Genomic DNA, 23,729 nt, shown 5'->3' on the forward strand with positions numbered 1-23,729 from the left:
GAGCTGTGTACAAGCTGCTCGCAAGCGGTTCTTTTTACATGAGGTCAGGTTTTCTTCCCTCGGATGTAGCCCCATACATCGACGAAGACGTTGGCTTTTACCAGAGCATTGATCATGACAAGTGAAACAGGTCCAATGATCAAGCCCAGGAATCCGAACAGCTGGAGGCCAACAAACAGCGCGACCAATGTGAGGAGAGGGTCGAGACCGACGTTTTCCGCAACGACTTTTGGCTCGATAATTTGACGGAAAATCAAGACGACCCCGTACAAAATGGACAAGCCGATGACCATCGTGTAATTGCCTTTGAAAAACATGTAGATGATCCAAGGAACAAAGACGGTCCCTGTCCCAAGATAAGGCAAGAGATCGACCAAGCCCGTGATCAAGCCAATCGTAATCGCGTACTCGACACGCATGACCAACAGGCCAATGATGACGATGGCAGCGGTTAAGGAGATGAGAGTCAACTGCGCCTTGACGAACCCGAACAAGGCATTGCGCAAATCGATGAAAATTTGATCGAGACGGCTGTTTACTCCTGTTGGCAAAAGACGGCGACCCCGCGCTTCCCAAAGGGCAAAATCTTTGGAGATAAAGAAGGCACCCATGATGGAAATAACGGAAACTGTTGCCATATTCGGGAGTGAGACAAGCAGGTTTTTCAATCCATCCAGGAATTTGACGATCAAGTCCTGCCCAACATTTGTGATGGTCGAGATCGCACTACCTACCGTACTGGTAAGTTTATCCTTATAACTTGGATCGAGTTGCTCGTAAAACCACTGAAGCTGATTGTAAATGCCCATCAAGAAGTCCTGAGAAATCGTATTTTGCAAATAATGGGCCAGCTCCTGTGCAACGACTGGCAAACGCTTGGCCAGCTCCCCGATTTCCACGACTGTTTCCGTGATGATCAGTGTGAGCACTCCGCCAGCGAGCAGCATCAAAACCAAGAGCGCGATAATGACGGAAAGCCAGCGGGGAATCCTGAACTTTCTGGTCATAAACGTAACGGGCTTGTTGATGATGAGCGCAATGACTAAAGCGATTATAAATGGGTACAGTAAAGGTGTTGCATGTTGGAATACCCAAATCCCTACATAGACAAGCAGGCAAACCCATAACAATCGAATGATTTGAAAGATGCGCTCTACCCAGTTTTCCTGATTCAAACGGTTTCTCCTTTCCGCCGCGAAGGTGCGAACAAAATACTGATGTTTCTATTATGCAGCATGCCTGATAGGTGGAGCAAGAATCGTGAAAAAACAAAACTCCGTTTCACCCTTCGAAACATTTTTTCGCCAACCTTATTCACAAAATCGCAATAATCTTTTATAATTGGGTCGTCTTAGTGGATTCTTTTCTCTCGCCTCTCCCCTTGCACGAGCGACATTTGCATGTACGACCTTGTGAGGATTTGCGTGGATACATTCCCTGTCAAGAGTGGTGGATGAAAGAAACCGCTGCTTACAATTTCATAGATAGGATGTTCAAAAAGTCGTCTATTTTGAACTTGATCAGGCCGTTTATCAGTCATGGCGGACAAGCGAAGACTAGATAAGCACTACTACTTGAGTGGAAAAGGAGAGGGAGTTCTATGACAACTACTCGTGGACTTGAAGGCGTTGTTGCCGCTCAATCATCCATCTGTTCGATCGTCGATGGGGTTCTTTGCTATGGCGGGATCAACATCGATGAGCTGGCAGAACATGCAACTTTTGAAGAGGTTGTATATTTGCTCTGGCATGGAGCGTTACCGAAGCGTGATCAGCTGGACGCTTTGAAAAAACAATTGGGTGAAAATGCAGCAGTGGCCCAAGAAGTGCTGGAAAGCATTCGCCACTATCCAAAAGGCGTACACCCAATGGCGGCGTTGCGCACAGCTGTCTCTTCGTTAGCGCTCTACGACACAGAAGCGCAAGATATGTCTCCTGAAGCCAACTATCGGAAATCTATCCGCCTGATGGCACAAACTCCTACCTTGATCGCTGCTTACGAGCGTATGCGTAAAGGTTTGGAGCCAGTAGCTCCACGTGCAGATTTCACGATTGCACAAAACTTCCTCTACATGCTGACAGGCCAGGAGCCAACAGAAACAGCAGTAAAAGCGTTTGACGTTGCTCTGATCCTGCATGCTGACCATGAGTTCAATGCATCTACATTCTCTGCTCGCGTAACTGTTGCGACTCTGACTGACATTTATTCCGGTATCGTGTCTGCAATTGGTACACTCAAAGGCCCTCTGCATGGTGGCGCTAATGAAGCAGTAGCGAAGATGCTGAACGAAATCGGCGGCATGGCTAACGTAGAATCCTACATCCGCACCAAGCTGGATAACAAGGAAAAAATCATGGGCTTCGGACACCGTGTATACAAAGATGGTGACCCACGTGCGAAATGGCTGAAAGAAATGTCCAAAGCACTGACCGCGCAAATCGGTCGCCCTGAGCTGTTTGAGATGTCTGTGAAGATCGATGAAATGATTTCCGGTGAAAAAGGACTGAAGCCAAACGTTGACTTCTACTCAGCATCTGTGTACATTTCTCTCGGCCTCGAAACGGACCTGTTCACACCGATTTTTGCTATCAGCCGTATGTCCGGTTGGACAGCACACATCATGGAACAGTATGAAAATAATCGCCTGATCCGTCCTCGCGCGGATTACACCGGTCCGGTCAACCAACACTACGTTCCAATTGACCGCCGCTAAGAACTCGCTATTTTCGAGCGTGGAGGGTAGGGGGTCAGCCAAGCTGATCGCTCCTGAGCGCAAGCTTGAGAACTACCACAAGTGAGTGGTAGTTCTCCTACGTCTGGAAATATTCATAATCACCAAATATATATAACACTGGAGGGATTTTTTGTGTTTAAAAACCTGACGCAACCAACTGCAGGCGAAAAAATTACTGTGGATAACGGTAAATTGGTAGTTCCAAACAATCCGATCATTCCTTTCATCGAGGGTGACGGTACTGGCCCTGACATTTGGAAAGCTTCCGTTCGTGTTCTGGATGCTGCTGTAGAAAAAGCATACAAAGGCGAGAAGAAAATCGCTTGGTTCGAAGTATTCGCGGGCGAAAAATCCTTCAACCAATACAGCGAGTGGCTGCCAGAAGATACGCTGACTGCTGTTCGTGAATACCTGATTGCAATCAAAGGTCCTCTGACTACACCAGTAGGCGGCGGTATCCGTTCGATCAACGTAGCACTGCGTCAAGAGCTGGATCTGTATGCTTGCGTACGTCCTGTTCAATACTTCGATGGTGTTCCATCCCCAGTTAAACATCCTGAATTGACAGACATGGTAATCTTCCGCGAGAACACTGAAGACATCTACGCTGGTGTGGAGTGGGCTGAAGGTACTCCAGAAGTGAAAAAAGTAATCGACTTCCTGCAAAACGAAATGGGCGTGAAGAAAATTCGCTTCCCAGAAACTTCTGGTATCGGTATCAAGCCTGTTTCCAAAGATGGTACAGAGCGTCTGGTTCGTGCAGCAATTGACTATGCAATTGACAACAAGCGCAAATCCGTTACCCTCGTACACAAAGGTAACATCATGAAGTTCACGGAAGGTGCGTTCAAAAGCTGGGGTTATGCACTGGCTGAAGCAGAATACGGCGACAAAGTGTTCACTTGGGCACAATACGATCGTATCAAAGCTGAAGGCGGCGACGCTGACAAAGCACAAAAAGAAGCAGAAGCAGCTGGCAAAATCATCGTGAAAGATGTTATCGCTGACGCGTTCCTGCAACAAATCCTGACTCGTCCAGCTGAGTACGATGTAGTAGCAACACTCAACCTGAACGGTGACTATGTATCCGACGCTTTGGCTGCACAAGTAGGCGGTATCGGTATCGCTCCAGGTGCAAACATCAACTACCTGACTGGTCATGCGATCTTCGAAGCAACTCATGGTACAGCTCCGAAATACGCTGGTCTGGACAAAGTAAACCCATCCTCCGTGATCCTGTCCGGAGAAATGATGCTGCGTCACCTGGGTTGGAACGAAGCAGCTGATCTGATCATCAACTCCATGGAAAAAACCATCTCCGCGAAAACAGTAACATACGATTTCGCTCGTCTGATGGAAGGCGCACAAGAACTGAAATGCTCCGAGTTTGCTGACGCTCTGATTCAAAACATGTAAGATAGATTTGGGCACAAATTTTTACACTTACATTTTTGGAGGGGAATAGTTCATGGCATTCAACCGTAAAAAAATCGCTGTTATCGGTAGTGGCTTCACTGGTGCAACAACTGCATTCATTTTGGGGCAAAAAGAACTGGGCGACATCGTATTGGTTGACATTCCGCAACTGGAGAACCCAACAAAAGGTAAAGCGCTCGACATGATGGAATCCTCGCCAGTATTAGGCTTTGATGCAAACATCACAGGTACTGCGAACTATGAAGACATCAAAGATGCTGATCTCGTCATCATCACAGCTGGTATTGCCCGCAAGCCTGGCATGTCCCGCGATGATCTGGTTAACACCAATGCTGGCATTATGAAATCTGTTGCAGAGCAAGTAAAAACATATGCACCAAACTCTATCGTGCTCGTACTGTCCAACCCAGTTGACGCGATGACGTACACCTTCTTCAAAACGTCCGGCTTTCCAAAAGAGCGCGTAATCGGTCAATCCGGCGTTCTGGATACTGCTCGCTTCCGTACCTTCGTGGCGATGGAGCTGAACGTATCTGTAGAAGACGTAACGGGCTTCGTTCTGGGTGGTCACGGAGATGACATGGTTCCATTGGTTCGCTACTCGTATGCTGGTGGTATCCCATTGGAAAAATTAATCCCGCAAGACCGTCTGGATGCGATCGTAGAGCGTACCCGCAAGGGCGGGGGCGAGATTGTAAACCTTCTGGGGAACGGTTCCGCTTACTATGCACCTGCGGCTTCCTTGGTACAAATGGCTGAAGCCATCATCAAGGACAAAAAACGCATTCTGCCATCCATCGCTCTTCTGCAAGGAGAGTACGGCTACAACGATCTCTACCTGGGTGTACCGACTCTGCTCGGCGCAAACGGGATCGAAAAAGTGATCGAATTGGATCTGACTGCCGAAGAGAAAGCAGCTCTTGATAAATCTGCTGACTCTGTACGCAGTGTAATGGCTGTTTTGAAATAAGATTAGTACATGTAAGACGCCTTTCTTTGGGAAGGCGTCTTTTGCTATTAAAGTTGCTGTGGTGGTGGAAGAAACGAATTTCCAGTCTACGCTTCGGCCTACGCCCCGCTGTGGGTATGACTGTTCGCTCCAGAATAAATGGCGGGAGCGCTTCAAACGTAGAAGTTTCGAGGAGGTAGTCCATAAGTGAAGCTGAAATTCCCCGCCATTTATTCCTACGCTGGGCTGGGCTCCAGAGGCGCTTGGACTGGAAATTCGCTTCTTCCACGTAGCTTTTAGTTTTTTTAAAAAGGCTCAAGGAAAACTTCTTTGAGCCCACTTGTAAAACGTTGTAAAAGCAAGACATACATCCACAGCTGTACCGAAGCACTGTCACATGTTTGGAAGGAGACCGCCCGAACGTAGAGAGGATACAGGCAACTGGAAAGCATGTGGCAGGGCTTCTCCCGACCTCTACCGCTGGAAGACAGCTAGGATTTTTTAAGGAGATACCTTTACCTAAAAGAGGAATACTACTGTCAAGCAACTAAGTTCTATGTGTTCAACAGCATGTCTTTACAAAAAAATTACTTGTTTTCCGCAATGAGCATTGGCAGACTGAGTATTGTAGAGAGAAGTATTTTTCAGGGGACGTAGGTTAGAAAATCGAGCGCAAGCATTGCAACGCTAGGGGGAAACAGACAGATGATCAAAGTATTGGTAGTGGATGACGAAGCTTCTATTGTAAAGCTATTGCAATTTAATCTTGAAAAATCAGGATTTCAAGTCGTAACTGCTTTTGACGGTAAACAGGCCTTGGAAGTGGTTAAGAGCGAGCAGCCTGATTTTATCATTCTTGATTTGATGCTTCCCAAGATGGATGGAATGGACGTATGCAAAACCTTGCGCCAGGAACGCAATAATACGCCGATCTTGATGCTTACAGCGAAAGATGATGAGCTCGACAAGATTTTGGGGCTTGAGCTTGGTGCCGATGATTATTTGACAAAGCCTTTTAGCCCGAGAGAAGTAATTGCCCGCGTGAAAGCCATTCTGCGGCGGTTTCAGAACACGCCGGAAGCGACTACAGCGCCTCAAGAGGTGTTGCTCCAATTTGGGGATATTCGTATCTACCCGGAGAAGTACGAGGTGTTCTGTAAAGACGTGAAGGTTGAGCTGACACCAAAGGAATTCGAGCTGCTCAACTATTTAGCGAGCCACCAAGGACGTGTATTGACGCGCGATCAATTGTTGAATGCTGTTTGGAACTACGATTTTATCGGGGACTCTCGAATCGTGGACGTGCATGTCAGCCATTTGCGCGAAAAGCTTGAGGATGATACGAAGAACCCGAAATACATCAAAACCGTTCGCGGATTAGGATACAAACTGGAAGGATAACGGAGGATTTACCTTGACTCGCTTTCGAATCAAACTCACTTTGACTATTTTGGGTTTAATCTCTCTCGTACTATTGGTGATGGGGATGTATTTTGCCAAAGTCCTTGAGAATTCCTACCTCCAATCACTGAATGAGCTATTGTCCCGCGAGTCGAAGCTCATCTCTCAGGCGGTCCGTTTCCCGAATGTCTTTGCCGATAAGGCGACGTTAGCAGACCGGGTCAAACAAGTAGCGCCAACGGATGAAGTACGGATCACCATTATCAACAAGGATGGTCAGGTGATGTACGACAACTCCTCCCACCCGGAAGAGATGGAAAACCACCATGACCGGCCAGAGATGAAGGCAGCGTTGAAAGGAGAAACAGGGATTTCCCGTCGTTTTAGTGAGACGCTCGGCTATGACATGATGTACGTTGCAGTACCTGTTGAATTGAACAACGAAATATTCGGTGTTGTTCGTTCAGCGATGTCGATGAAAGATATTACCGATACGATCCACAAAATGTGGTACAGCTTACTCACAGGTTTATTGGTTACTTTGGTAGTCGGATCGATTGTTGTTTCTCGCATTTCCTTTTCCATTATTCGTCCGATCGAGGAGATCACCCGGGTAGCCCGCAACATTACACAGCGCCAATATGAGAGCCGTGTCAGAATCAAAGCAAAGGATGAGATCGGTCAGCTTGCAGGCGCGATCAACTTCATGGCATCGAGCCTGGAGCAGCAGATGTACGAAATCTCGGAGAATCAGCAGCGCCTGGCAGGGGTGCTGACCAATATGACGAGTGGCGTGATTTTCATTTCTGAACAACGCCGGATCATGCTGGTCAATCCAGCCGTTGAAAAGCTGCTGGGGACTGCTGGACATGAGATAGTAGGGAAGCTGCATATCGAGGCCGGCAAAAGCTTTGGGCTCAGCCAATACATCGACAGGTGCCTCGACAGAAGCGAGAAGTTCCGCCAAGAGGTACACATTTATTACCCGCAGGAACGCATTCTTGACGTGAATTTTGCTCCCTATATTAACTTCAAGGGGGAGTCGAGGGGTGTGGTCGTAGTACTGCATGACATCACCGACATTCGCCGCCTGGAGAAGATGCGAAGTGACTTCGTAGCAAACGTATCGCATGAGCTACGCACGCCGATTACCTCGATCAAGGGCTTCACGGAGACTTTGCTTGAAGGGGCTATGCAGGACGAGGAAACATGCCGCAATTTCTTGCAAATCATCTCGGATGAGAGCGAGCGGCTCTACCGGATGATCCGCGACATTTTGGACCTTTCCAAAATCGAGCAGAAGCGAATCCCGTTGCATCTGAGTCAGGTTCACTTGCAGGATCTAATCAGTTCGGCGGTTGCCATCATGCATGACCAGGCACAGCGCAAGGAATTGACGATCACCCTCCCTTCACCAAAGCCAGATATTTGGCTGATGACGGATAAGGATTGCTTGCAGCAGATCATCTTGAATCTGTTGACGAATGCGATCGCCTATACGCCAGAAGGTGGAAAAATCAACGTCAAGACAGAGGCAGACAGCGAAAACATCACCATTCAAGTCATGGATACCGGGATCGGCATTCCGGAAAGGGACCTCACGCGTATCTTTGAGCGGTTTTATCGCGTAGACAAGGCGAGAAGCCGCGATTCAGGTGGAACAGGTTTGGGCCTCGCAATCGTGAAGCATCTCGTGGAAAATTTGCACGGACATATTAGTGTGGAGAGCAAGGAAGGAAGAGGGACAACCTTCACAGTTACACTTCCCCTTACCTAAAACAACAACTGCAAAAACATTTACACAAACAAAATAGTAGCTTTACTTCTACAATACAATCGCCTTGTACCATTTGACATGTCAGACACTAGAAGGGGGAAGAGGGAAATGTCACGGCACGCTTTTGAAGAACAGCAGGATGTACTGCACCGCAAGCTCATGACGATGGGCACATTGGTGGAAGAAGCCATTCATAAATCCATTAAGAGTCTGGTTGAGCGGGATGCCCAACTGGCGGAACAGGTTATCGCAAGCGATCCTGTGATCAATGAGCTGGAGCAAGAAATACAGAGCGATTGCTTCCGTCTCATTGCGTTGCAGCAGCCAGTCGGAGGTGACTTGCGACGCTTGGGAACAATGTTGAAGCTGGTGACGGATTTGGAGCGAATGGGTGATCATGCCGTTTCCATTGCCAAGACGACCCGACGCTTGATGGCGGACCCGTACGTGAAACCCCTCATCGATATTCCGATGATGGCTGATCACGTCAAGGCTATGGTGCGTGATTGTTTAAATGCATATATTGCACGCAACAAAGAAGCGGCAGAAGAGATTGCCTCACGCGACGACATTGTGGATAAACTGTATTCCACGATTTTCCATGATCTGATTGAATTGATGACGAAAAACAGTCAGGCCATTTCGCAAGGAACGCATTTGCTCTTGGTCGCGCAATATTTGGAACGGATTGCCGATCATGTTACGAACATCTGTGAATGGATTATTTATATGTCTACTGGTAAAATGACGGATCTGAATAAATAATACCCGAATGACAAAAAGCCGCTGTGAGCTATGAAAAATAGCTAGCAGCGGCTTTTTCATAATATCGTAAAGGATAAACTTCTTCGGGTTTCTTCTCGATATTACGGAAAACATTCCGCTAAAACGCGGTCGCTCATCCTTGACTAAACCACGATAGAGGTTTTCTTATGGTTGTAGACAGACGCCTATTCTCCCTTTTGTGCATACAATACATCGATTCAATGGCAGTTAGAAGAAGTACAGGAGGGAAAGGCAATGACCACAAAAGTGCGCCATATATATGCCGCAGGGAATACTGCGCGAGGATACAAGACGTTTTATGACTCCGTATTGGAAGGCTTGGAGCGTGTTTATATTTTGACAGGGACAGTGGAAGGAATTACGTCGCCACTGATCGAGTCGATTGGTAATCAAATGGCACGAAAAACAGACGAAGTGGAGTGGATTCATTCTCCTTTTGTGAATGGACAGTTTGATGGTGTTATTTTTCCCAAATATAAAGTGGCGATTATGGATGGTAGCTATCCCCGGATTTGGAGACCCGCTTCTCCGGGTGTAAAGGAAATTCAGGTCAATTTGCAGTCCATGGTCAACATTGATCAGCTAGTGGATTACAAAGACCAGATTGCCGGCTGGTACGAAGAGATTTTTAGGAAGAGTGAAGAGGCATATCAAGCTTTTGGCGAGGCCTTGCGGATCCACGATGAGTGGGAGGCTCCCTACATTGAGCACCTCAACAGAGAAGAAGCCAATTGCGTTACGGAAGAAGTAAAAGCTTTGTTCTTCGGAGAGGAGCAACTGGAAAAGAAAGCAAAGGTACGGCGCATGTATTTGGGGGCAGCGACGCCGCAGGGGCCTGTAGATCATATCATGAAGCTGACCGACCATTTGGAGAAGCGCTACTTTATCAAGGGCAGGCCAGGCTCTGGCAAGTCCACTATGCTGAAAAAGTTGGTGGAGGAAGCCAAAACACGCGGCTTTGACGTGGAAGTATACCACTGTGGACTAGACCCGCACAGCCTTGATATGGTCATTGTTCCTGAGAAGGGCCTCGCTATTTTTGACAGCACCGCACCTCATGAGTATTTTCCAAGTAAAGATACAGATGAGGTTATCGATATGTATGAAAGGGCAATTGAGCCTGGCACAGATGAGGTATATGAAGAGGAATTAATGGATGTAAAGGTAAGGTATAAGCAAAAAGTGAAAGAAGCAACAGCGAATCTTCTGGCTGCCAAGGAACTGCGCGACCAGTTGAATAATACTTACCAGGAAGCGGTGGACCAGCAGCGTCTCAAGGCAGTTACGCAAGCAATTGTCAGCAGGCTGACAAAGATGGGCTAATGTCATTCCGATCGTAGAATGAAACCCGTTCGACTGCTCATACTACAATAACGGAAGATGATCGTTGTTGGAGAATGGAGGTGAGCAGCCGGATGGGTTTTGCTATGACGTTGGCTCTGTTACTGTTAATTAATCCCCTCGACCCGACGAATTTTTTGCAGATAGAGATGGAGGGCAAGACGGTAGCTATGCTCAACCGGGCTGATTATTCTCTTCCCTTTGATGGCGTTCCTTTGGTCGATGACAGCAAGCTTGCGCGAATGGTAGAAGAGCTGGCGAAAAAAGCGTACATTGCGCCGATCAATGCAACGATTAATAACGCCGGGGCCATCGTTCCGGAAGCCAAGGGAAGAAAGCTGGATGACCTGGCATTTCGCGGACGTTTTTACGATTATTTTTATGGTACGGGAGCCGCAAGCATGAATGTCAGCTACAAAGAGGTATTCCCGAAGGTAGACAAGGCTCTCATGAGTCAGGTGCGGAAAAAAAGGATCGGGCAATATGCGACCTATTTCAATGCAGGTAACCGGAATCGTGTACACAACATCAAGCTCGCCTCGCAGGCGATTAACAATTACGTGGTATTGCCAGGAGAAATTTTTTCTTTTAATAAGGTAGTGGGCCAGCGTACGAAAGAAAAAGGGTATTTGCAGGCGCCTATCATTGTCAGGGGAGAGTTGTCGGAAGGCATTGGGGGAGGAATCTGCCAAGTATCGTCTACGCTGTTCAATGCGGTAGACCAGGCAGGCTTGCACATTATGCAGCGTTATTCTCACAGTCGAAACGTAGCGTACGTACCTCCAGGGCGAGATGCAACCGTGAGCTGGTACGGCCCCGATTTTGTGTTTCAAAACAAATACGCCTATCCGGTTTTGATTCGTGCGATTGCGAACAACGGAAGCATGTACGTGACGGTTCACTCTTTTCCAGAAATGGAGCATGAGCCACGACATGTTCCAAGCGTACGCCGCTCGACGCCTGAAGAAGCTCCGGATTCTCCATCTATTTTAAATGAAAATGGACCGACAATTCCTTAGAGATGTGTCGGTTTTTTTGTGTCATGGGTACGAGGCTGCGGTGGGGAGAAGAATATTTCCAGACTAGGCTCCAGGCTCCGTCCCGCTGAGGGTAGAGGCTGTCCGCTCCGAAGGGATTCGCGGGGAAACGCAAAAGTGGTAGCCGCTACGACGTATGGGCACGGTTGCGTTTCTTTTGCCCGCGAATCCCTTCTCCGCTTGGTAGGACTCCACAAGTCGCTACGTCTGGAAATATTCTTCTCTGTCGTAACTGATTACATTCTTCATTCTTTTAAGGCTTTTAAAATCCGTTTAACACGGAAAGCTCGTAGAGGAAACAGGAGAAAAAAGCGAAGATCTTAGGAACACCGCCCGAGGCGCAATGAAAAAAAGAGAAACAAGCTCTTAGCGTCCACCTCTGAGACACCCCCTGAATGGACCACTTTGGACGCGGGTTTCACTTTTTTTCATGGAGCCGGACAGTCAATCCCTCAGCAGGTGGACCTAGAATCTGAGCGTTTTCTCCTGTTTCCTCCCCACCACTACAGCCCGACCAACGCATGCTTTTAAAAGGTTGCCTAGTTAAAGTTTAACCTAAAGAAATAGTTGCCACGGATAAAAAAACATCGTATAGTTTTCATGTGATAAATTTCGTACACGAAATATTACTTAAGAAAGGAGTGCACTATGAATAAATCACTGCATATTCGGGACTTGTTAAAACGGTTGAACAAGACATTTGGCACGATGGCCACAAAAGAACTGTCCCAATATGGTGTGACTGTCCCGCAGCTAATGGTCATTCGAGAAATACATCCTGATCCCAAAACGATCGGTCAGATAAGCAAAGCCGTAGACTTATCCTACAGTACCGTTTCTGGCATCATAGATCGTTTGGAACGAGAACAACTCGTAGAACGTGTACGTGATGAGAATGACCGGCGTGTTGTCTGGATTCGTAAAACACCGAAGATTTCCGAGTTGTTCGCAAAGGTTGATTTTTTCTCAGAGAACTTTTACAAACGTATTTTCCATGGATTTTCCGATGAGGATTTAGACATCATTATTCAGTCGATGGAAACATTGATTGCGAAACTAGAAGAACGAGAAAGTTGAGGAGAAACCATGAAGCGAAAACTGGTTTTGTATGTCATTTTGCTCCTGTTCGTGGCAGGTGGTGGAGGAATCGGTTACTACTATTGGTATCAGAGTGCACATTATGTGACCACACAAGATGCCCGGATCGCGGGAGACATTTATCGCGTCATGCCGAAAATGACAGGCAAACTGACCGGACTCGCTGTCAAAGAAGGCGACACCGTTATAGCGGATCAAATCGTAGGGCAGCAAGATACAACCAATGTAGCAACGACAATGCTGGAAAACAGCGTGTTGCGTTCCCCCATTACAGGTACCGTGATTAAAACGCAAGCAAAAGAGGGAGAGATTGTTTCGACAGGGCAATCGGTAGCTCTCGTAATTGACGAAAGCAAATTGTACATCTCCGCCAATTTGGAAGAGACAGAGATCGAACGCTTGAAACTCGGCCAAAAAGTTGATTTTACGGTTGACGCTTACCCAGGTAAGAAATTAGGCGGTCATTTGATGGAGATCGGAAAGGCGACGAACTCTACATTTTCCTTGATGCCAGCGGCCAACACGAGTGGGAACTTCACCAAGGTAACCCAGCGTATCCCGATCAAAATCGCTATAGATGACACAGCAGGTCTGGACCTCGTTGCCGGATTGAACGCCGAGATCAAAGTGCACGTGAAGGAGATGTAATCAAGAATGAAAAAGACAGCACAATGGAAAACAATCGCTGCAGTCATGGCGGCCGTTTCGCTTATTGCGTCGGGCTGTAGTGAGACATCTTCTGCATCGCAAACGAGCGAGAACGTCCCTGTCGTAAAGACGTGGAAGGTGACCTCTGCTTCTACGGGCGTCATCGCCAGTGGTAAGGTGGCAGCATCTGAGGAGATCCAAGTCGTTTCTAAAGTATCTGGAAAAGCAGCGAGCGTGAATGTAAAAGAAGGTGCAGTCGTCAAGCAGGGCGATGTTCTGGTCACGCTGGAGGCAGCCGATTATCAGCAGCAAATCAATCAGGCACAGGCAGCCATTGCAGGCGCTCAAGCAAAGCTGAGAGATACGAAAGCAGGTGCACGCAATGAGCAGCTGACGCAGCTCGGAAGTATTGTCACGCAGGCAGAAGCCAGCCTGAAGGTGGTTGAGAGCAACTACAATCGGATGAAAGCCCTGTTTGATGCAGGCGCATTGTCCCAGGCTGAACTGGAGAAATCTTCGCTGGAATTGGAAAAGGCGCGCACAGGTCTTGAACAGGCGCAAGCCCAATACGATCTGGCAAAAGCAGGCCCAACTGCCGACACGGTAGCGGGTTTGCAAGCAGAAGTAAGCCGTTTGGGCTCCAGTCTCGAGCTGGCGAAAAGCAACTATGACAATACCATTATTCGTGCGCCAATCACAGGTATCGTTGCCAAGCGCTCGGTTGACCCGGGAGAAATGGCAGCAGCGGGGACACCTCTCATGGTGCTGGTGAATATGGCAGATGTCAAAGTAGAAGCAAGCGTACCGGAAAACCAAATTAACCAAGTGAAGGTCGGCTCTACCGTTGATGTGAAGGTAGGCAGTCTGGGTGGGAAAGTGCTGAAAGGTACTGTTGAGTTTGTCTCTCCGATTTCGGATACCAACAGCAGTTCGTTCCCAGTCAAAGTGAAGGTAAATAATCAGGACGGCTTGCTGCGCGCAGGTATGGTAGCAGAGGTCATGCTCCAAGGCCAGGCAACGCCAGGAACAAAATTACCGACGTCGGCCGTGCTGGAAAAAGACAGCAAGCATTACGTCTATACCGTAGACAACAACGTTGTACACCAGGTCGAAGTTGCAGTGGAGAACGCTAGCGGCGACTGGACAACTGTCACGAATGGCGTCAAAGACAATGATCAAATTGTGCTGAACCCGACAGACAAACTGTCCGAGGGCAGCAAGGTGATCGCAAACTAACGGGGGTGTTGACACATGGCGGAAGCGGTGGCGCACCGAGAGGAGAAAAGCGGGAACGGCGGCATGTGGCTGTCTCTTCTCGCAATCCTCTCAGGAACCTTCGTTGCGATTCTGAACAATAGCTTGATTAACGTTGCCCTGCCTGCCATGGTCAATATTTTTGGTTCATCTACCGAGACCATGCAGTGGGTATTGACCGGATATATGCTGGCAAACGCCGTCATGATTCCCATGAGCGGCTCGTTGTCCGCTAAATTCGGAGCGAAAAAAATATTTGTACTTTCCTTATCTGCATTTACTTTTTCATCCATCCTTTGTGCCTTGGCGTGGAGTGACTCTTCGCTAATTGCTTTTCGCGTCGTGCAAGGTGTCAGCGGGGGGATGATCATGCCAATCGGGATGTCGATGATTTACATGATCGTTCCGCGTGAAAAGATCGGGATGGCTTTGGGGATATTCGGGATTGCTTCCATGACAGCCCCTGCGCTAGGCCCGACATTGGGTGGGTACCTCATCGAATTTTTAAGCTGGCAATTTCTTTTTCTGGTCGGTGTACCCTTTGGTATTTTTGCGGTAATCATGAGTATCGTTCTGCTCAAGGAAACGCCGAAAAAGCCAGAGTTGAAGTTCGATTTTTTGGGCGCATTTCTTGCCATTGTCGGTTTCGGGACACTGTTGCTCGCTTTAAGTAAAGGGCAAGCAGAGGGCTGGACCTCCTTTTTCATCGTCGGTTTGTTTTTCATTGCGGTAATGAGCTTGATCCTGTTCGTCTGGGTCGAGCTGGGGAAGGAAAGTCCGCTGCTCGATTTGCGGCTTTTGAAGATCCCTACCTTCACCATCAGCATTTTGACTTCCGGCTTCGTCATGATGGGGATGATGGGCGGTATCTTCCTGATGCCGATTTTCCTCCAAAACATTCAGGGTTTGACGGCTATGGAGTCAGGAATCCTGCTGATGCCGCAATCGATTGCTATGGCGATCATGATGCCAATCAGCGGAAAGCTGATGGATAAATACGGGATCGGACCGATTGGATTGGTCGGCTTGACTATCATGAGCGTCACGACGTATGAACTGCACAATCTATCTGCTGACAGCATGCATTCGTGGATTGATATGATCTTGACCATTCGCGGGATCGGAATCGGATTGTGCATGATGACGCTGTCCACCGTAGGGATGAACGCCGTTCCTCGTACAAGTGTGGGGGATGCCTCTCCGCTGTCTAACGTATTGCGTCAGGTCATGAGTTCGTTTGCCATTGCGATTTTGACAGTGATCATGCAGGCGCGTCAAAATTTCCACATGGCTTCCATCTCTGACAACTTGAATACGGATATGGCGACGCAGTTTATCAGTGGCATTTCAGGAATGTATGCACAAGTAGGGGTAGATACGGCGAGTGCGACAGGGGGAGCCAGCACGATTTTGTACGGAATGATGGCAAAAGAATCGTTGGTCCAAGGAATCGGGGATACTTTCCTCGTCTCCGTTATCCCGATTGTCCTCTCGATTCCACTTCTGTACTTCCTGCATAAAAAGCCGAAAAAAACACAGCAACAGGTGCCAGCAACCGAGAAGGCAACAGCCTAATAGCAAGGGGCAATTCCGCAAGTCTTATCGAAGACTTCATAGGAATTGCCCCTTTTGCCTGTTAGGACATCATTTTAAATAACCAGTACAAAATCCGTCCGACGATGTAGCCCAGCAGAATTGTCCAGCCAATCTTCGCCCAAATACTCAGTCCCTTGACGAATTCACGCAAGCTTTTTCGGTTCTCCGGTTGCTTGTTCATTGGAGGACACTCCTTTAGCAGGTTGGTTAAAACGAATGAACACATAAATGCCGGCGATAATGATCAAGCCGCCGATCCATTGCGGAGGCGTTACCACTTCACCCAAGATGAAGTAAGCGAGTATGGCAGTCCCGATTGGTTCTCCCAAAATCCCCATGGAGATCGTCGTCGTATTGAGCCATTTAATAATCCAGTTAAAAATAGAATGCCCAAGCAGGGTAGGGAACAGGGCGAGACAGAAGAACCAGCCCCAATCCGCCGCAGGGTAACCGATGAGCGAATACCCGAGAGCCAGATCATAGGCGACCAGAATCACGCTGGTGGCCGTGTAGACAACGAGTGTGTAGGCAAAGGAGGACATATGCTGGCGAACGTACTGCCCGACCAGCCAGTAACCCGTCACAGTGACAGCTCCCATCAATGCGAGGAAATCACCCCACAGAGCCATACCACCTACTTGAAAATCCCCCCAGCCAATCACAAAGCTTCCTGCAATCGCCAGCAAGCCGCCGGATAGAGCTAGAAATCGAACCTTTTCACCAAAAAAGAGATAACCGCCGATGAAGGCAAATAATGGCTGCAACGTAACGAGCACTGTAGAACTGGCTACAGATGTGTAATTCAGCGATTCAAACCACAACAGAAAGTGGCTTGCCAAAAAGGCGCCAGATAAAATACAGAGTAGCCACGCTTTTTTGGACATTTTTCCAATCTCTGCGATGGCACCACGATTCCAGAATAAAAAAGGAAGCGTTAAGAGAACGGAAAAAACCAGGCGATACGTAGCGATAATCGGAGCAGGTGCATCCGACAGCTTTACAAAGATCGCAGAAGAGGAAATGGCGATCACCCCGATTAAGAGAGCCAAATACGGGGGGAATAACGGTTTTTCCAAAGATTGATTCATCAGTACACCTTCTTATGCGGGTAAGGTCATGGTTCATTATTGTAATTGTACAGTTGGATTAAAAAATTCACAATGTTATGTGTACCTTGCCGCTTGAAAGGTTTCTTTTCAATCCGGTTATCCTACTGGCATGAGAAACTTACAGGCTATTTTCCGTATAACTGCTTTCATGCTTATCCTCATCTGTATCCCGACGCGAAGCGAGGCATTGCCGCTCACCCCCTTTCATATTTTGATTGATGTTGGACATGGAGGTGTAGATTCGGGAACTTCTTTTGGGGATTTGTACGAAAAGGACATCAATCTGCAAATTGCCAAACGACTCTACCAACAACTCACAGCTGCGGGTTACACCGTGGCTTTGAACCGCCACAAGGATGTTGCCCTGAGTGATGACAATCGTTGGTTGGACAACCGATCCCGCCATATTCGTGACCTGGCTCAGCGCAAGAACTTGGCAAAAGAAATTGGTCCGCAGATGATGCTCAGCTTGCATGTAAACTGGTCACCCAGTCCCAAGCGCAGGGGAGCGATTATTTTGCATCAAAACACAGAAGAAAGCTACCTGTTGGCAGGACTACTGCAAAACTCGCTGAACAAGCTCACAGGGTCCAACGAAAAGCCAGTCAAGGGCAAGACGTACTACATGCTCCGTCATAACTACTGTCCGTCTGTCATTGTGGAGATGGGGTTTATCAGCAACGCGCAGGATCGCGAAATGTTAACGAATCCCAAAGCACAAGAAAAAATCGCTCAGGCCATTACAGAGGCCGTGAGCGAATATGTAAAGCTGTCGGGAAATCTGAAAACGGAGGCTAGTGTGCAGGAGAGCTGGTGGAGAAAATTAATGAGCAGTTTGCTGGATAAGCTTTGAAATGGTTACAAATTCGGCCTCCTTCTGAATTCGCGGGATGTACTGGCGCAGAAGGGAGGCTGTTTTCTTGCCAGGAGGTCCAACATGACCAATTGCGATACATATGGGATGGTTGTGGATTTTTTTGCAGACGAGCTCCATTTGCTTTGTAATATGCGGGACAGAGTATACATCATCCAGAAAAATTTGATTCACTGCATGGGGGACGCCCATTTCAGCTGCGACTTTCCCCGCCACGCTTTTATCGGTAGTCTTGCTATCCAGGTAGATAAGACCGCGTTCTTTGACGACCTTCATGATGATGCGCATGATTCGCTCGTCAGCCGTTATTTTTGAGCCCATATGGTTGTTCATGCCAATCGCATGTGGCACATTGTCAATCGCTTTCTCCACACGACTGCGAATCTCATCGTCGGACAGATCAGCCGTAATGGCTCCAGGACCGAGCCAGGAGCGCTTTCCTTTCATGGGCTCCATCGGCATGTGAACGAGTACATCGTGTCCTTTTTGATGGGCGAGCTCGGCATCCTGTTTCGTGCTGGGCAGAAACGGCATGACGGCAACAGTAAGAGGGACTGGCATCGATAATATTTCCTCCGTCCCTTGCATGTTGTTCCCGAAATCATCGATCACAAATGCCATCAGCTTTTTGACAGCGGGTGCGGGGGCTGGATTGGGGGTAGCTGTCACTGGAATCGCCCCAAGGGAAAGAAAAAGCGTGAGCAAGATCGGAATCAATTTCCTCCCATACATAAGATCACCTTCCTTGTTCATTTTTTTCATAGTCTGTTCAATCATCTTGTGCTTTACCCGCCATATCTGCGGCTTGGCTTTGATGTTTGCCCTATGTTACGATTAAAGATAGTAGTTTTGTAACGAGAGGGGTCGAATTCCTTGAGTCATTTTGTGTTGATTGATGGAAACAGTGTTGCGAACCGGGCGTTTTATGCGCTCCCTTTATTGTCCACATCGGCAGGACTGCATACGAACGCAGTGCTGGGCTTTACGACTATGCTGTTAAAAGTGTTGGAGGAAATGAAGCCGACGCATATCATGGTTGCTTTTGACGCGGGAAAAGTCGTGTTTCGCCATAGCGAGTATGCAGAGTACAAAGGGGGACGCAGCAAAACTCCGCCGGAGCTGTCTGAACAGTTTCCACTGATTCGGGAGCTGTTGGATGCCTTCTCAATCAAACGCTTCGAGCTGGAAGGCTACGAGGCGGATGACATTATCGGTACGTTGACGAAGCAGGCAGATGAGCAAGCCTGGAAAACGACTGTCATCACCGGAGACAAAGATATGCTGCAACTCGTGTCCGAGCATGTATCCGTCGCTTTGACGCGCAAGGGAGTCAGCGAAATCGAGCTGTACACTCCGCAAGAAATTCATGAAAAGTACGGCCTTAAGCCGCTGCAAATAATTGATTTGAAAGGCTTGATGGGCGATTCGTCCGACAACATTCCAGGTGTCCCTGGTGTCGGGGAAAAAACAGCTCTGAAGCTGCTGCACGAATACGGCTCTGTCGAGCAAGTTCTGGAAAACATCGATAAAGTCTCTGGCAAAAAGCTGCAAGAGAACCTGCGTGAGAATGTAGATAAGGCGAACATGAGTAAAGCTTTGGCAACCATTTTGCGGGAAGCGCCTGTGGAGCTGGATGTGCAAGAGACTGGCTTTGAAGGCTATGATGGGGTACCTGTCAGCGAGTTCTTTAAAAAGATGGAGTTCAAATCGCTCTTGTCCAAGATCAAAGTAGCACAACCAGCCGACGGAAGCGGACATCCAGACGCCAAGCCATTTTCGTTTGAAGTGATTTCAGAGGAAAACAAAGCGGCGTACGAGTCCAAACTGACTTCGCCAATGGCTCTTTACATTGAAATGGACGGGGAAAACTATCATCATGCGCCTTTCCTCGGGATTGGACTGGCTGCGGAAGATACGGTGATGTTCGTTCCTTGGGACGTAGCCAAGGAATGGAAGGTGCTCTGTGAGTGGTTGGCTGATCTGGCGAAGGAGAAGTGGGTATTTGACGGCAAGCGGGACACGGTTGGACTCGCTTGGCATGATTTCGCGATAAAAGGCATCAGCTTTGACGTGTACCTCGCCTCTTACCTGCTGAATGCGGCTGAAAGCAACCCGACGTTGGATAGCATTGCGGCTCAATACGCACAGACACGGGTATTGTCAGATGAAGAGGTGTACGGCAAGGGGGCCAAGCGTCTTGTTCCTGAAATGGACGTGCTGAGCGAGCATGTGGCGCATAAAGCGGCAGCCATCTGGCAGAGCGTGCCTGTATTGCGCGAGCAACTGGCGGAAAACGAAATGGAAAAGCTGCTCGGCGAATTGGAAGCTCCGCTGAGTATGGTATTGGCTCTCATGGAAAAGCAAGGCGTGAAGGTAAACAGTGAGCGCCTCGTGCAAATGGGGGAAGACTTGGATAAAAAGCTCGCGGGTCTGACAGATCAGATTTACGAGTTGGCGGGTGGGGCATTCAACATCAACTCGCCGAAGCAATTGGGCGAAATTTTGTTTGACCGCTTGTCTCTGCCTGTATTGAAAAAGACCAAAACAGGCCCTTCTACCAGTGCGGATGTATTGGAGAAGCTCGCCCCTTATCACCCGATCATCGATGCGATCCTGACCTTCCGTCAGCTCGGCAAGCTCCGTTCGACGTATATTGAGGGCTTGACCAAGGAAATCCATACGAAGACGAGCAAGGTGCATACGCTTTACAACCAAGCGACCACGGCGACAGGGCGCCTGTCCAGTACGGACCCGAATCTGCAAAATATCCCGATCCGTATGGAGGAAGGACGCAAGATTCGCGAGGCGTTTATCCCGTCAGAGGACGGCTGGTACATGCTGGCGGCCGACTATTCCCAGATTGAGCTGCGGATTTTGGCCCATATTTCGCAAGACGAAAACTTGATTGACGCCTTCCAAAAAGGAATGGATATTCATACCCGCACCGCCATGGACGTATTTGGTGTGAGTGAGGAAGAAGTAACCTCGCTGATGCGCCGTCAGGCCAAAGCGGTCAACTTCGGGATCGTATACGGCATCAGCGACTACGGTCTGTCGCAAAATCTCAATATTACCCGTAAAGAAGCCGGGGACTTCATTGAGCGCTACTTTGATGTCTTCTCCGGCGTGAAGCGCTGGATGGACGAGATTGTTCAACAGGCGAAAGCGGATGGCTATGTGACGACCTTGTTGAATCGCCGCCGCTACCTGCCTGATATTCGCAGCAGCAACTTTAACCTGCGTTCGTTTGCCGAGCGTACTGCGATGAACACACCGATCCAGGGTACTGCTGCCGATGTGATCAAGCTGGCGATGATTCGCATGCAGGAGGCAATCGAAGAGAAAGGTCTCGCGAGCCGCATGCTTTTGCAGGTGCACGATGAGCTTGTATTTGAAGTGCCGGAAAATGAGCTGGAGGTCATGCGCAAGCTGGTGCCAGAAGTGATGGAGAGTGCGTTGTCCCTCAACGTCCCGCTCAAGGTGGACGTCAGTGATGGACGTACCTGGTACGATGCGAAGTAGGCATGCCTAGAACATAAAGATAGATAGACAGCGAGAGGAGGAGGGCATATGCCAGAATTGCCGGAGGTAGAAACCGTCGTACGGACTCTGCGTGGCTTGGTTATGGGAAAAACGATTGAGAGAGTAAGTGTTCATTTGGCGCGTATTGTGCGTCAGCCAGATGACGTGGAAGCTTTCAAATCTCTCTTGGTGGGACAAACCATCCAGGATATCCAACGGCGGGCAAAATTCATTCAGTTTTTCTTAAATGAGGACGTGCTCGTGTCCCATTTGCGAATGGAAGGGCGCTATGGCGTGTATCAGGCAGATGATCCCGTTGAGAAGCATACCCATGTCGTCTTCCATTTTACGGACGGAACGGAGCTGCGTTATCGGGATGTTCGCCAGTTCGGGACGATGGATCTTTTCCCTAAGGGGAAGGAAACAACCGTCGGACCTTTGGCAAAACTGGGGGTAGAACCGCTAGATAAAAGTTTTACTCCTGAAGTTTTGGGGAAATTGTTAAAAGGACGGTCAACAAAAATTAAGCCGCTTCTCCTAAACCAGGAATGTATTGTAGGGCTGGGGAATATTTATGTGGACGAGTCACTCTTTAAAGCAGGCATTCATCCGGAGAAACCAGCAGGAAAGCTGACAGATAAAGATGTTAACCGACTGCACGAAAGCATCGTCTCCACTTTGCAAGAAGCGGTAGAACAAGGTGGTAGCTCCATCAAGTCATATGTGAACGGACAGGGCGAGATGGGAATGTTCCAGCAATCTCTATTAGTTTATGGACGAAAAGATGAGGCTTGTACAAGGTGCGGGGCCGAAATCATTCGGTTTGTAGTCGGCGGCAGAGGGACGCATATTTGCCCTGATTGTCAAAAGCTATAACAGTTCGACCAAGGGAGGAGGATGGGCATGATACTAGGGTTAACAGGCGGAATTGCCACTGGGAAAAGCACGGTGACAGGTATGCTTCGTGAGCGTGGGATTCCTGTCATTGACGCTGACCAAATCGCCAGAGAGGTCGTAGAACCAGGTAAATTAGCCTATGAAGCGATCGTGCGCCATTTTGGACGAGAAATCCTATTGGAAGATGGTCAAATTGATCGGAAAAAACTAGGTGAGATCGTGTTTTCGGACGAGTCCGAGCGTCAAAAGCTGAACGCCATTGTCCATCCCGAAGTACGCCGGGTCATGCGGGAAGAGGCCGAATCAGCGGAAGCGAATGGAGCCGAGATCGTCTTTATGGACATTCCTCTACTGTATGAGAGCAAGCTTACACATATGGTAGAAAAAATCGTGGTCGTCTATGCGCCCTACGAGATGCAATTGGCGAGAATGCTGGAGCGCGACGAATTGGAAGAAGAACAAGCACGAAAAAGACTGCGGGCGCAGTTTCCCATTGATCAGAAGAAGCAGGGCGCAGACTTTTTGATCGATAATTCTGGTTCGCGTGAAGAAACCGAGCGTCAAGTGGAGGCGGTATTGGCCGCGATTCGATCGGAGCGTCAATCATGAGTTTTGGCAAACGTGCAGCATTGATCGTGCTCGTTTTGGCGAGTGTATTTTTGCTGCTAAACACGCCATTGGTGTGGAAATGGATGTACCCGATCAAATATGAGCAACAGATTGTGACGGCTGCATTGAAATATAAGGTGGACCCTCATTTGGTACTGGCCGTCATTCGTTCCGAGAGTGGGTTTGCGACAGATCGCGTTTCGAAAAAAGGTGCGATCGGGCTCATGCAAATCATGCCGGAAACAGCGCAATGGATCGTCAGGGAGGCAGACTTCCGTCCAAAGGACAATCAATACTTGTACGACCCTGTCATGAACATCGAGATTGGGACATGGTATCTCGAATTTTTGCTGTCCCGCTATGATGGCGATATCGTCAAAGTCATTGCCGCCTACAACGCCGGTCCGGGAAAAGTAAACGGATGGCTCGCGAGTGAGCAATGGAACGGAACTCGAGAGACGATTGAGGACATTCCATATGGGGAGACTCGTCAATATGTTCAACGAGTGCTCTATTACCATGATCGATACAAAAATATATACGACTTTCAATTACGTTAAAAATCAATGAAAAGCCGCTTCTCGTACGGATTAGAGAGCGGCTTTTCCTCTTTTTTTGGGTAGGGTAAATCGTCCAAATATTTATTTTTCAGTAAAACAC

21 protein-coding genes are annotated in these 23,729 nt (G+C 48.4%); 17 read left to right on the plus strand and 4 right to left on the minus strand.

Features of this window, described 5'->3' with window-relative positions; all coding sequences use genetic code 11:
- Window positions 1-44 precede the first annotated feature (44 nt).
- Window positions 45-1,175: a sporulation integral membrane protein YtvI gene (gene ytvI, locus HP567_RS09845; RefSeq protein ID WP_173608868.1), complete on the minus strand. Its 1,131-nt coding sequence runs from the start codon at window positions 1,173-1,175 to the stop codon at window positions 45-47.
- 425 nt (window positions 1,176-1,600) lie between these two features.
- On the opposite strand from ytvI, the gene citZ reads away from it, so the two are divergent.
- From citZ to HP567_RS09905, 12 genes are all read left to right on the plus strand, one after another.
- Window positions 1,601-2,713, plus strand: coding sequence for a citrate synthase (citZ, locus tag HP567_RS09850; protein WP_048031704.1), 1,113 nt, complete (start codon window positions 1,601-1,603; stop codon window positions 2,711-2,713).
- Between the two features lie 153 nt (window positions 2,714-2,866).
- Window positions 2,867-4,150 carry an NADP-dependent isocitrate dehydrogenase gene (gene icd, locus HP567_RS09855; protein ID WP_173608867.1) on the plus strand — a complete coding sequence of 428 codons (1,284 nt, stop codon included), beginning with the start codon at window positions 2,867-2,869 and terminating at the stop codon, window positions 4,148-4,150.
- 52 nt (window positions 4,151-4,202) lie between these two features.
- Window positions 4,203-5,141 (plus strand): malate dehydrogenase, encoded by a 939-nt coding sequence (mdh, locus tag HP567_RS09860; protein ID WP_173608866.1) that lies wholly within the window; start codon window positions 4,203-4,205, stop codon window positions 5,139-5,141.
- A gap of 684 nt (window positions 5,142-5,825) precedes the next feature.
- Window positions 5,826-6,521: a response regulator transcription factor gene (locus HP567_RS09865; RefSeq protein WP_173608865.1), complete on the plus strand. Its 696-nt coding sequence runs from the start codon at window positions 5,826-5,828 to the stop codon at window positions 6,519-6,521.
- 13 nt (window positions 6,522-6,534) lie between these two features.
- Entirely contained in the window at window positions 6,535-8,298 is a 1,764-nt protein-coding gene (pnpS, locus tag HP567_RS09870) for a two-component system histidine kinase PnpS (RefSeq protein WP_173608864.1), read from the plus strand.
- A 108-nt stretch (window positions 8,299-8,406) separates the two neighbouring features.
- On the plus strand, window positions 8,407-9,063 hold the full coding sequence (gene phoU, locus HP567_RS09875; protein WP_016738714.1) for a phosphate signaling complex protein PhoU: 657 nt from the start codon (window positions 8,407-8,409) through the stop codon (window positions 9,061-9,063).
- A gap of 255 nt (window positions 9,064-9,318) precedes the next feature.
- Window positions 9,319-10,407 (plus strand): PRK06851 family protein, encoded by a 1,089-nt coding sequence (locus HP567_RS09880; protein ID WP_173608863.1) that lies wholly within the window; start codon window positions 9,319-9,321, stop codon window positions 10,405-10,407.
- 92 nt (window positions 10,408-10,499) lie between these two features.
- A complete protein-coding gene (locus tag HP567_RS09885) occupies window positions 10,500-11,444 on the plus strand; it encodes a VanW family protein (protein WP_173608862.1) in 945 nt (314 codons plus the stop codon).
- 666 nt (window positions 11,445-12,110) lie between these two features.
- A complete protein-coding gene (locus HP567_RS09890; RefSeq protein WP_012685124.1) occupies window positions 12,111-12,539 on the plus strand; it encodes a MarR family winged helix-turn-helix transcriptional regulator in 429 nt (142 codons plus the stop codon).
- Between the two features lie 9 nt (window positions 12,540-12,548).
- Complete coding sequence (locus HP567_RS09895) at window positions 12,549-13,208, plus strand: HlyD family secretion protein (RefSeq protein WP_173608861.1); 660 nt, start codon at window positions 12,549-12,551, stop codon at window positions 13,206-13,208.
- Window positions 13,209-13,214: 6 nt separating this feature from the next.
- The gene (locus tag HP567_RS09900; RefSeq protein ID WP_173608860.1) at window positions 13,215-14,444 is read left to right on the plus strand and encodes an efflux RND transporter periplasmic adaptor subunit; all 1,230 of its coding nucleotides are present in this window, start codon (window positions 13,215-13,217) and stop codon (window positions 14,442-14,444) included.
- A gap of 15 nt (window positions 14,445-14,459) precedes the next feature.
- Window positions 14,460-16,037, plus strand: a complete 1,578-nt coding sequence (locus HP567_RS09905; protein WP_173608859.1) for a DHA2 family efflux MFS transporter permease subunit — start codon at window positions 14,460-14,462, stop codon at window positions 16,035-16,037.
- A gap of 61 nt (window positions 16,038-16,098) precedes the next feature.
- On the opposite strand, the gene HP567_RS09910 is transcribed toward HP567_RS09905, so the two are convergent.
- Both HP567_RS09910 and HP567_RS09915 read right to left on the minus strand, forming a co-directional pair.
- On the minus strand, window positions 16,099-16,239 hold the full coding sequence (locus tag HP567_RS09910) for a hypothetical protein (RefSeq protein ID WP_157696726.1): 141 nt from the start codon (window positions 16,237-16,239) through the stop codon (window positions 16,099-16,101).
- Entirely contained in the window at window positions 16,202-17,146 is a 945-nt protein-coding gene (locus HP567_RS09915; RefSeq protein ID WP_173608858.1) for a DMT family transporter, read from the minus strand. Before HP567_RS09915 ends, HP567_RS09910 begins: the two co-directional genes overlap by 38 nt.
- A gap of 130 nt (window positions 17,147-17,276) precedes the next feature.
- Between HP567_RS09915 and HP567_RS09920 the strand changes: the two genes are divergently transcribed.
- Window positions 17,277-18,020 carry an N-acetylmuramoyl-L-alanine amidase family protein gene (locus HP567_RS09920; protein WP_173608857.1) on the plus strand — a complete coding sequence of 248 codons (744 nt, stop codon included), beginning with the start codon at window positions 17,277-17,279 and terminating at the stop codon, window positions 18,018-18,020.
- Here the strand turns inward: HP567_RS09920 and HP567_RS09925 are convergent.
- Entirely contained in the window at window positions 17,991-18,773 is a 783-nt protein-coding gene (locus HP567_RS09925; RefSeq protein ID WP_229087980.1) for a divergent polysaccharide deacetylase family protein, read from the minus strand. The genes HP567_RS09920 and HP567_RS09925 overlap by 30 nt on opposite strands.
- 141 nt (window positions 18,774-18,914) lie before the next feature.
- Between HP567_RS09925 and polA the strand changes: the two genes are divergently transcribed.
- From polA to HP567_RS09945, 4 genes are read left to right on the plus strand one after another with little or no spacing between them, the layout of a single operon-like run.
- The gene (polA, locus tag HP567_RS09930; protein ID WP_173608856.1) at window positions 18,915-21,563 is read left to right on the plus strand and encodes a DNA polymerase I; all 2,649 of its coding nucleotides are present in this window, start codon (window positions 18,915-18,917) and stop codon (window positions 21,561-21,563) included.
- A gap of 48 nt (window positions 21,564-21,611) precedes the next feature.
- Window positions 21,612-22,439 (plus strand): DNA-formamidopyrimidine glycosylase, encoded by an 828-nt coding sequence (mutM, locus tag HP567_RS09935; protein ID WP_173608855.1) that lies wholly within the window; start codon window positions 21,612-21,614, stop codon window positions 22,437-22,439.
- Window positions 22,440-22,460: 21 nt separating this feature from the next.
- Window positions 22,461-23,069 (plus strand): dephospho-CoA kinase, encoded by a 609-nt coding sequence (gene coaE, locus HP567_RS09940; RefSeq protein ID WP_012685133.1) that lies wholly within the window; start codon window positions 22,461-22,463, stop codon window positions 23,067-23,069.
- Complete coding sequence (locus HP567_RS09945; RefSeq protein ID WP_173608854.1) at window positions 23,066-23,629, plus strand: lytic transglycosylase domain-containing protein; 564 nt, start codon at window positions 23,066-23,068, stop codon at window positions 23,627-23,629. The genes coaE and HP567_RS09945 overlap by 4 nt, the downstream gene beginning before the upstream one ends.
- Window positions 23,630-23,729 lie beyond the last annotated feature (100 nt).

Origin of the sequence: Brevibacillus sp. M2.1A (assembly GCF_013284355.2) — a bacterium.
GTDB lineage: Bacteria > Bacillota > Bacilli > Brevibacillales > Brevibacillaceae > Brevibacillus.

What these genes read in the sequence shown, in the direction of transcription:
- citZ (WP_048031704.1), top strand. Translation starts at nt 1,601, where the DNA reads ATGACAACTACTCGTGGACTTGAAGGCGTTGTTGCCGCTCAATCATCC.
- mdh (WP_173608866.1), top strand. Translation starts at nt 4,203, where the DNA reads ATGGCATTCAACCGTAAAAAAATCGCTGTTATCGGTAGTGGCTTCACT.
- HP567_RS09865 (WP_173608865.1), top strand. Translation starts at nt 5,826, where the DNA reads ATGATCAAAGTATTGGTAGTGGATGACGAAGCTTCTATTGTAAAGCTA.
- phoU (WP_016738714.1), top strand. Translation starts at nt 8,407, where the DNA reads ATGTCACGGCACGCTTTTGAAGAACAGCAGGATGTACTGCACCGCAAG.
- HP567_RS09880 (WP_173608863.1), top strand. Translation starts at nt 9,319, where the DNA reads ATGACCACAAAAGTGCGCCATATATATGCCGCAGGGAATACTGCGCGA.
- HP567_RS09885 (WP_173608862.1), top strand. Translation starts at nt 10,500, where the DNA reads ATGGGTTTTGCTATGACGTTGGCTCTGTTACTGTTAATTAATCCCCTC.
- HP567_RS09890 (WP_012685124.1), top strand. Translation starts at nt 12,111, where the DNA reads ATGAATAAATCACTGCATATTCGGGACTTGTTAAAACGGTTGAACAAG.
- HP567_RS09895 (WP_173608861.1), top strand. Translation starts at nt 12,549, where the DNA reads ATGAAGCGAAAACTGGTTTTGTATGTCATTTTGCTCCTGTTCGTGGCA.
- HP567_RS09900 (WP_173608860.1), top strand. Translation starts at nt 13,215, where the DNA reads ATGAAAAAGACAGCACAATGGAAAACAATCGCTGCAGTCATGGCGGCC.
- HP567_RS09905 (WP_173608859.1), top strand. Translation starts at nt 14,460, where the DNA reads ATGGCGGAAGCGGTGGCGCACCGAGAGGAGAAAAGCGGGAACGGCGGC.
- HP567_RS09910 (WP_157696726.1), bottom strand. Translation starts at nt 16,239, where the DNA reads ATGAACAAGCAACCGGAGAACCGAAAAAGCTTGCGTGAATTCGTCAAG.
- HP567_RS09915 (WP_173608858.1), bottom strand. Translation starts at nt 17,146, where the DNA reads ATGAATCAATCTTTGGAAAAACCGTTATTCCCCCCGTATTTGGCTCTC.
- HP567_RS09920 (WP_173608857.1), top strand. Translation starts at nt 17,277, where the DNA reads ATGAGAAACTTACAGGCTATTTTCCGTATAACTGCTTTCATGCTTATC.
- HP567_RS09925 (WP_229087980.1), bottom strand. Translation starts at nt 18,773, where the DNA reads ATGTATGGGAGGAAATTGATTCCGATCTTGCTCACGCTTTTTCTTTCC.
- mutM (WP_173608855.1), top strand. Translation starts at nt 21,612, where the DNA reads ATGCCAGAATTGCCGGAGGTAGAAACCGTCGTACGGACTCTGCGTGGC.
- coaE (WP_012685133.1), top strand. Translation starts at nt 22,461, where the DNA reads ATGGGCATGATACTAGGGTTAACAGGCGGAATTGCCACTGGGAAAAGC.
- HP567_RS09945 (WP_173608854.1), top strand. Translation starts at nt 23,066, where the DNA reads ATGAGTTTTGGCAAACGTGCAGCATTGATCGTGCTCGTTTTGGCGAGT.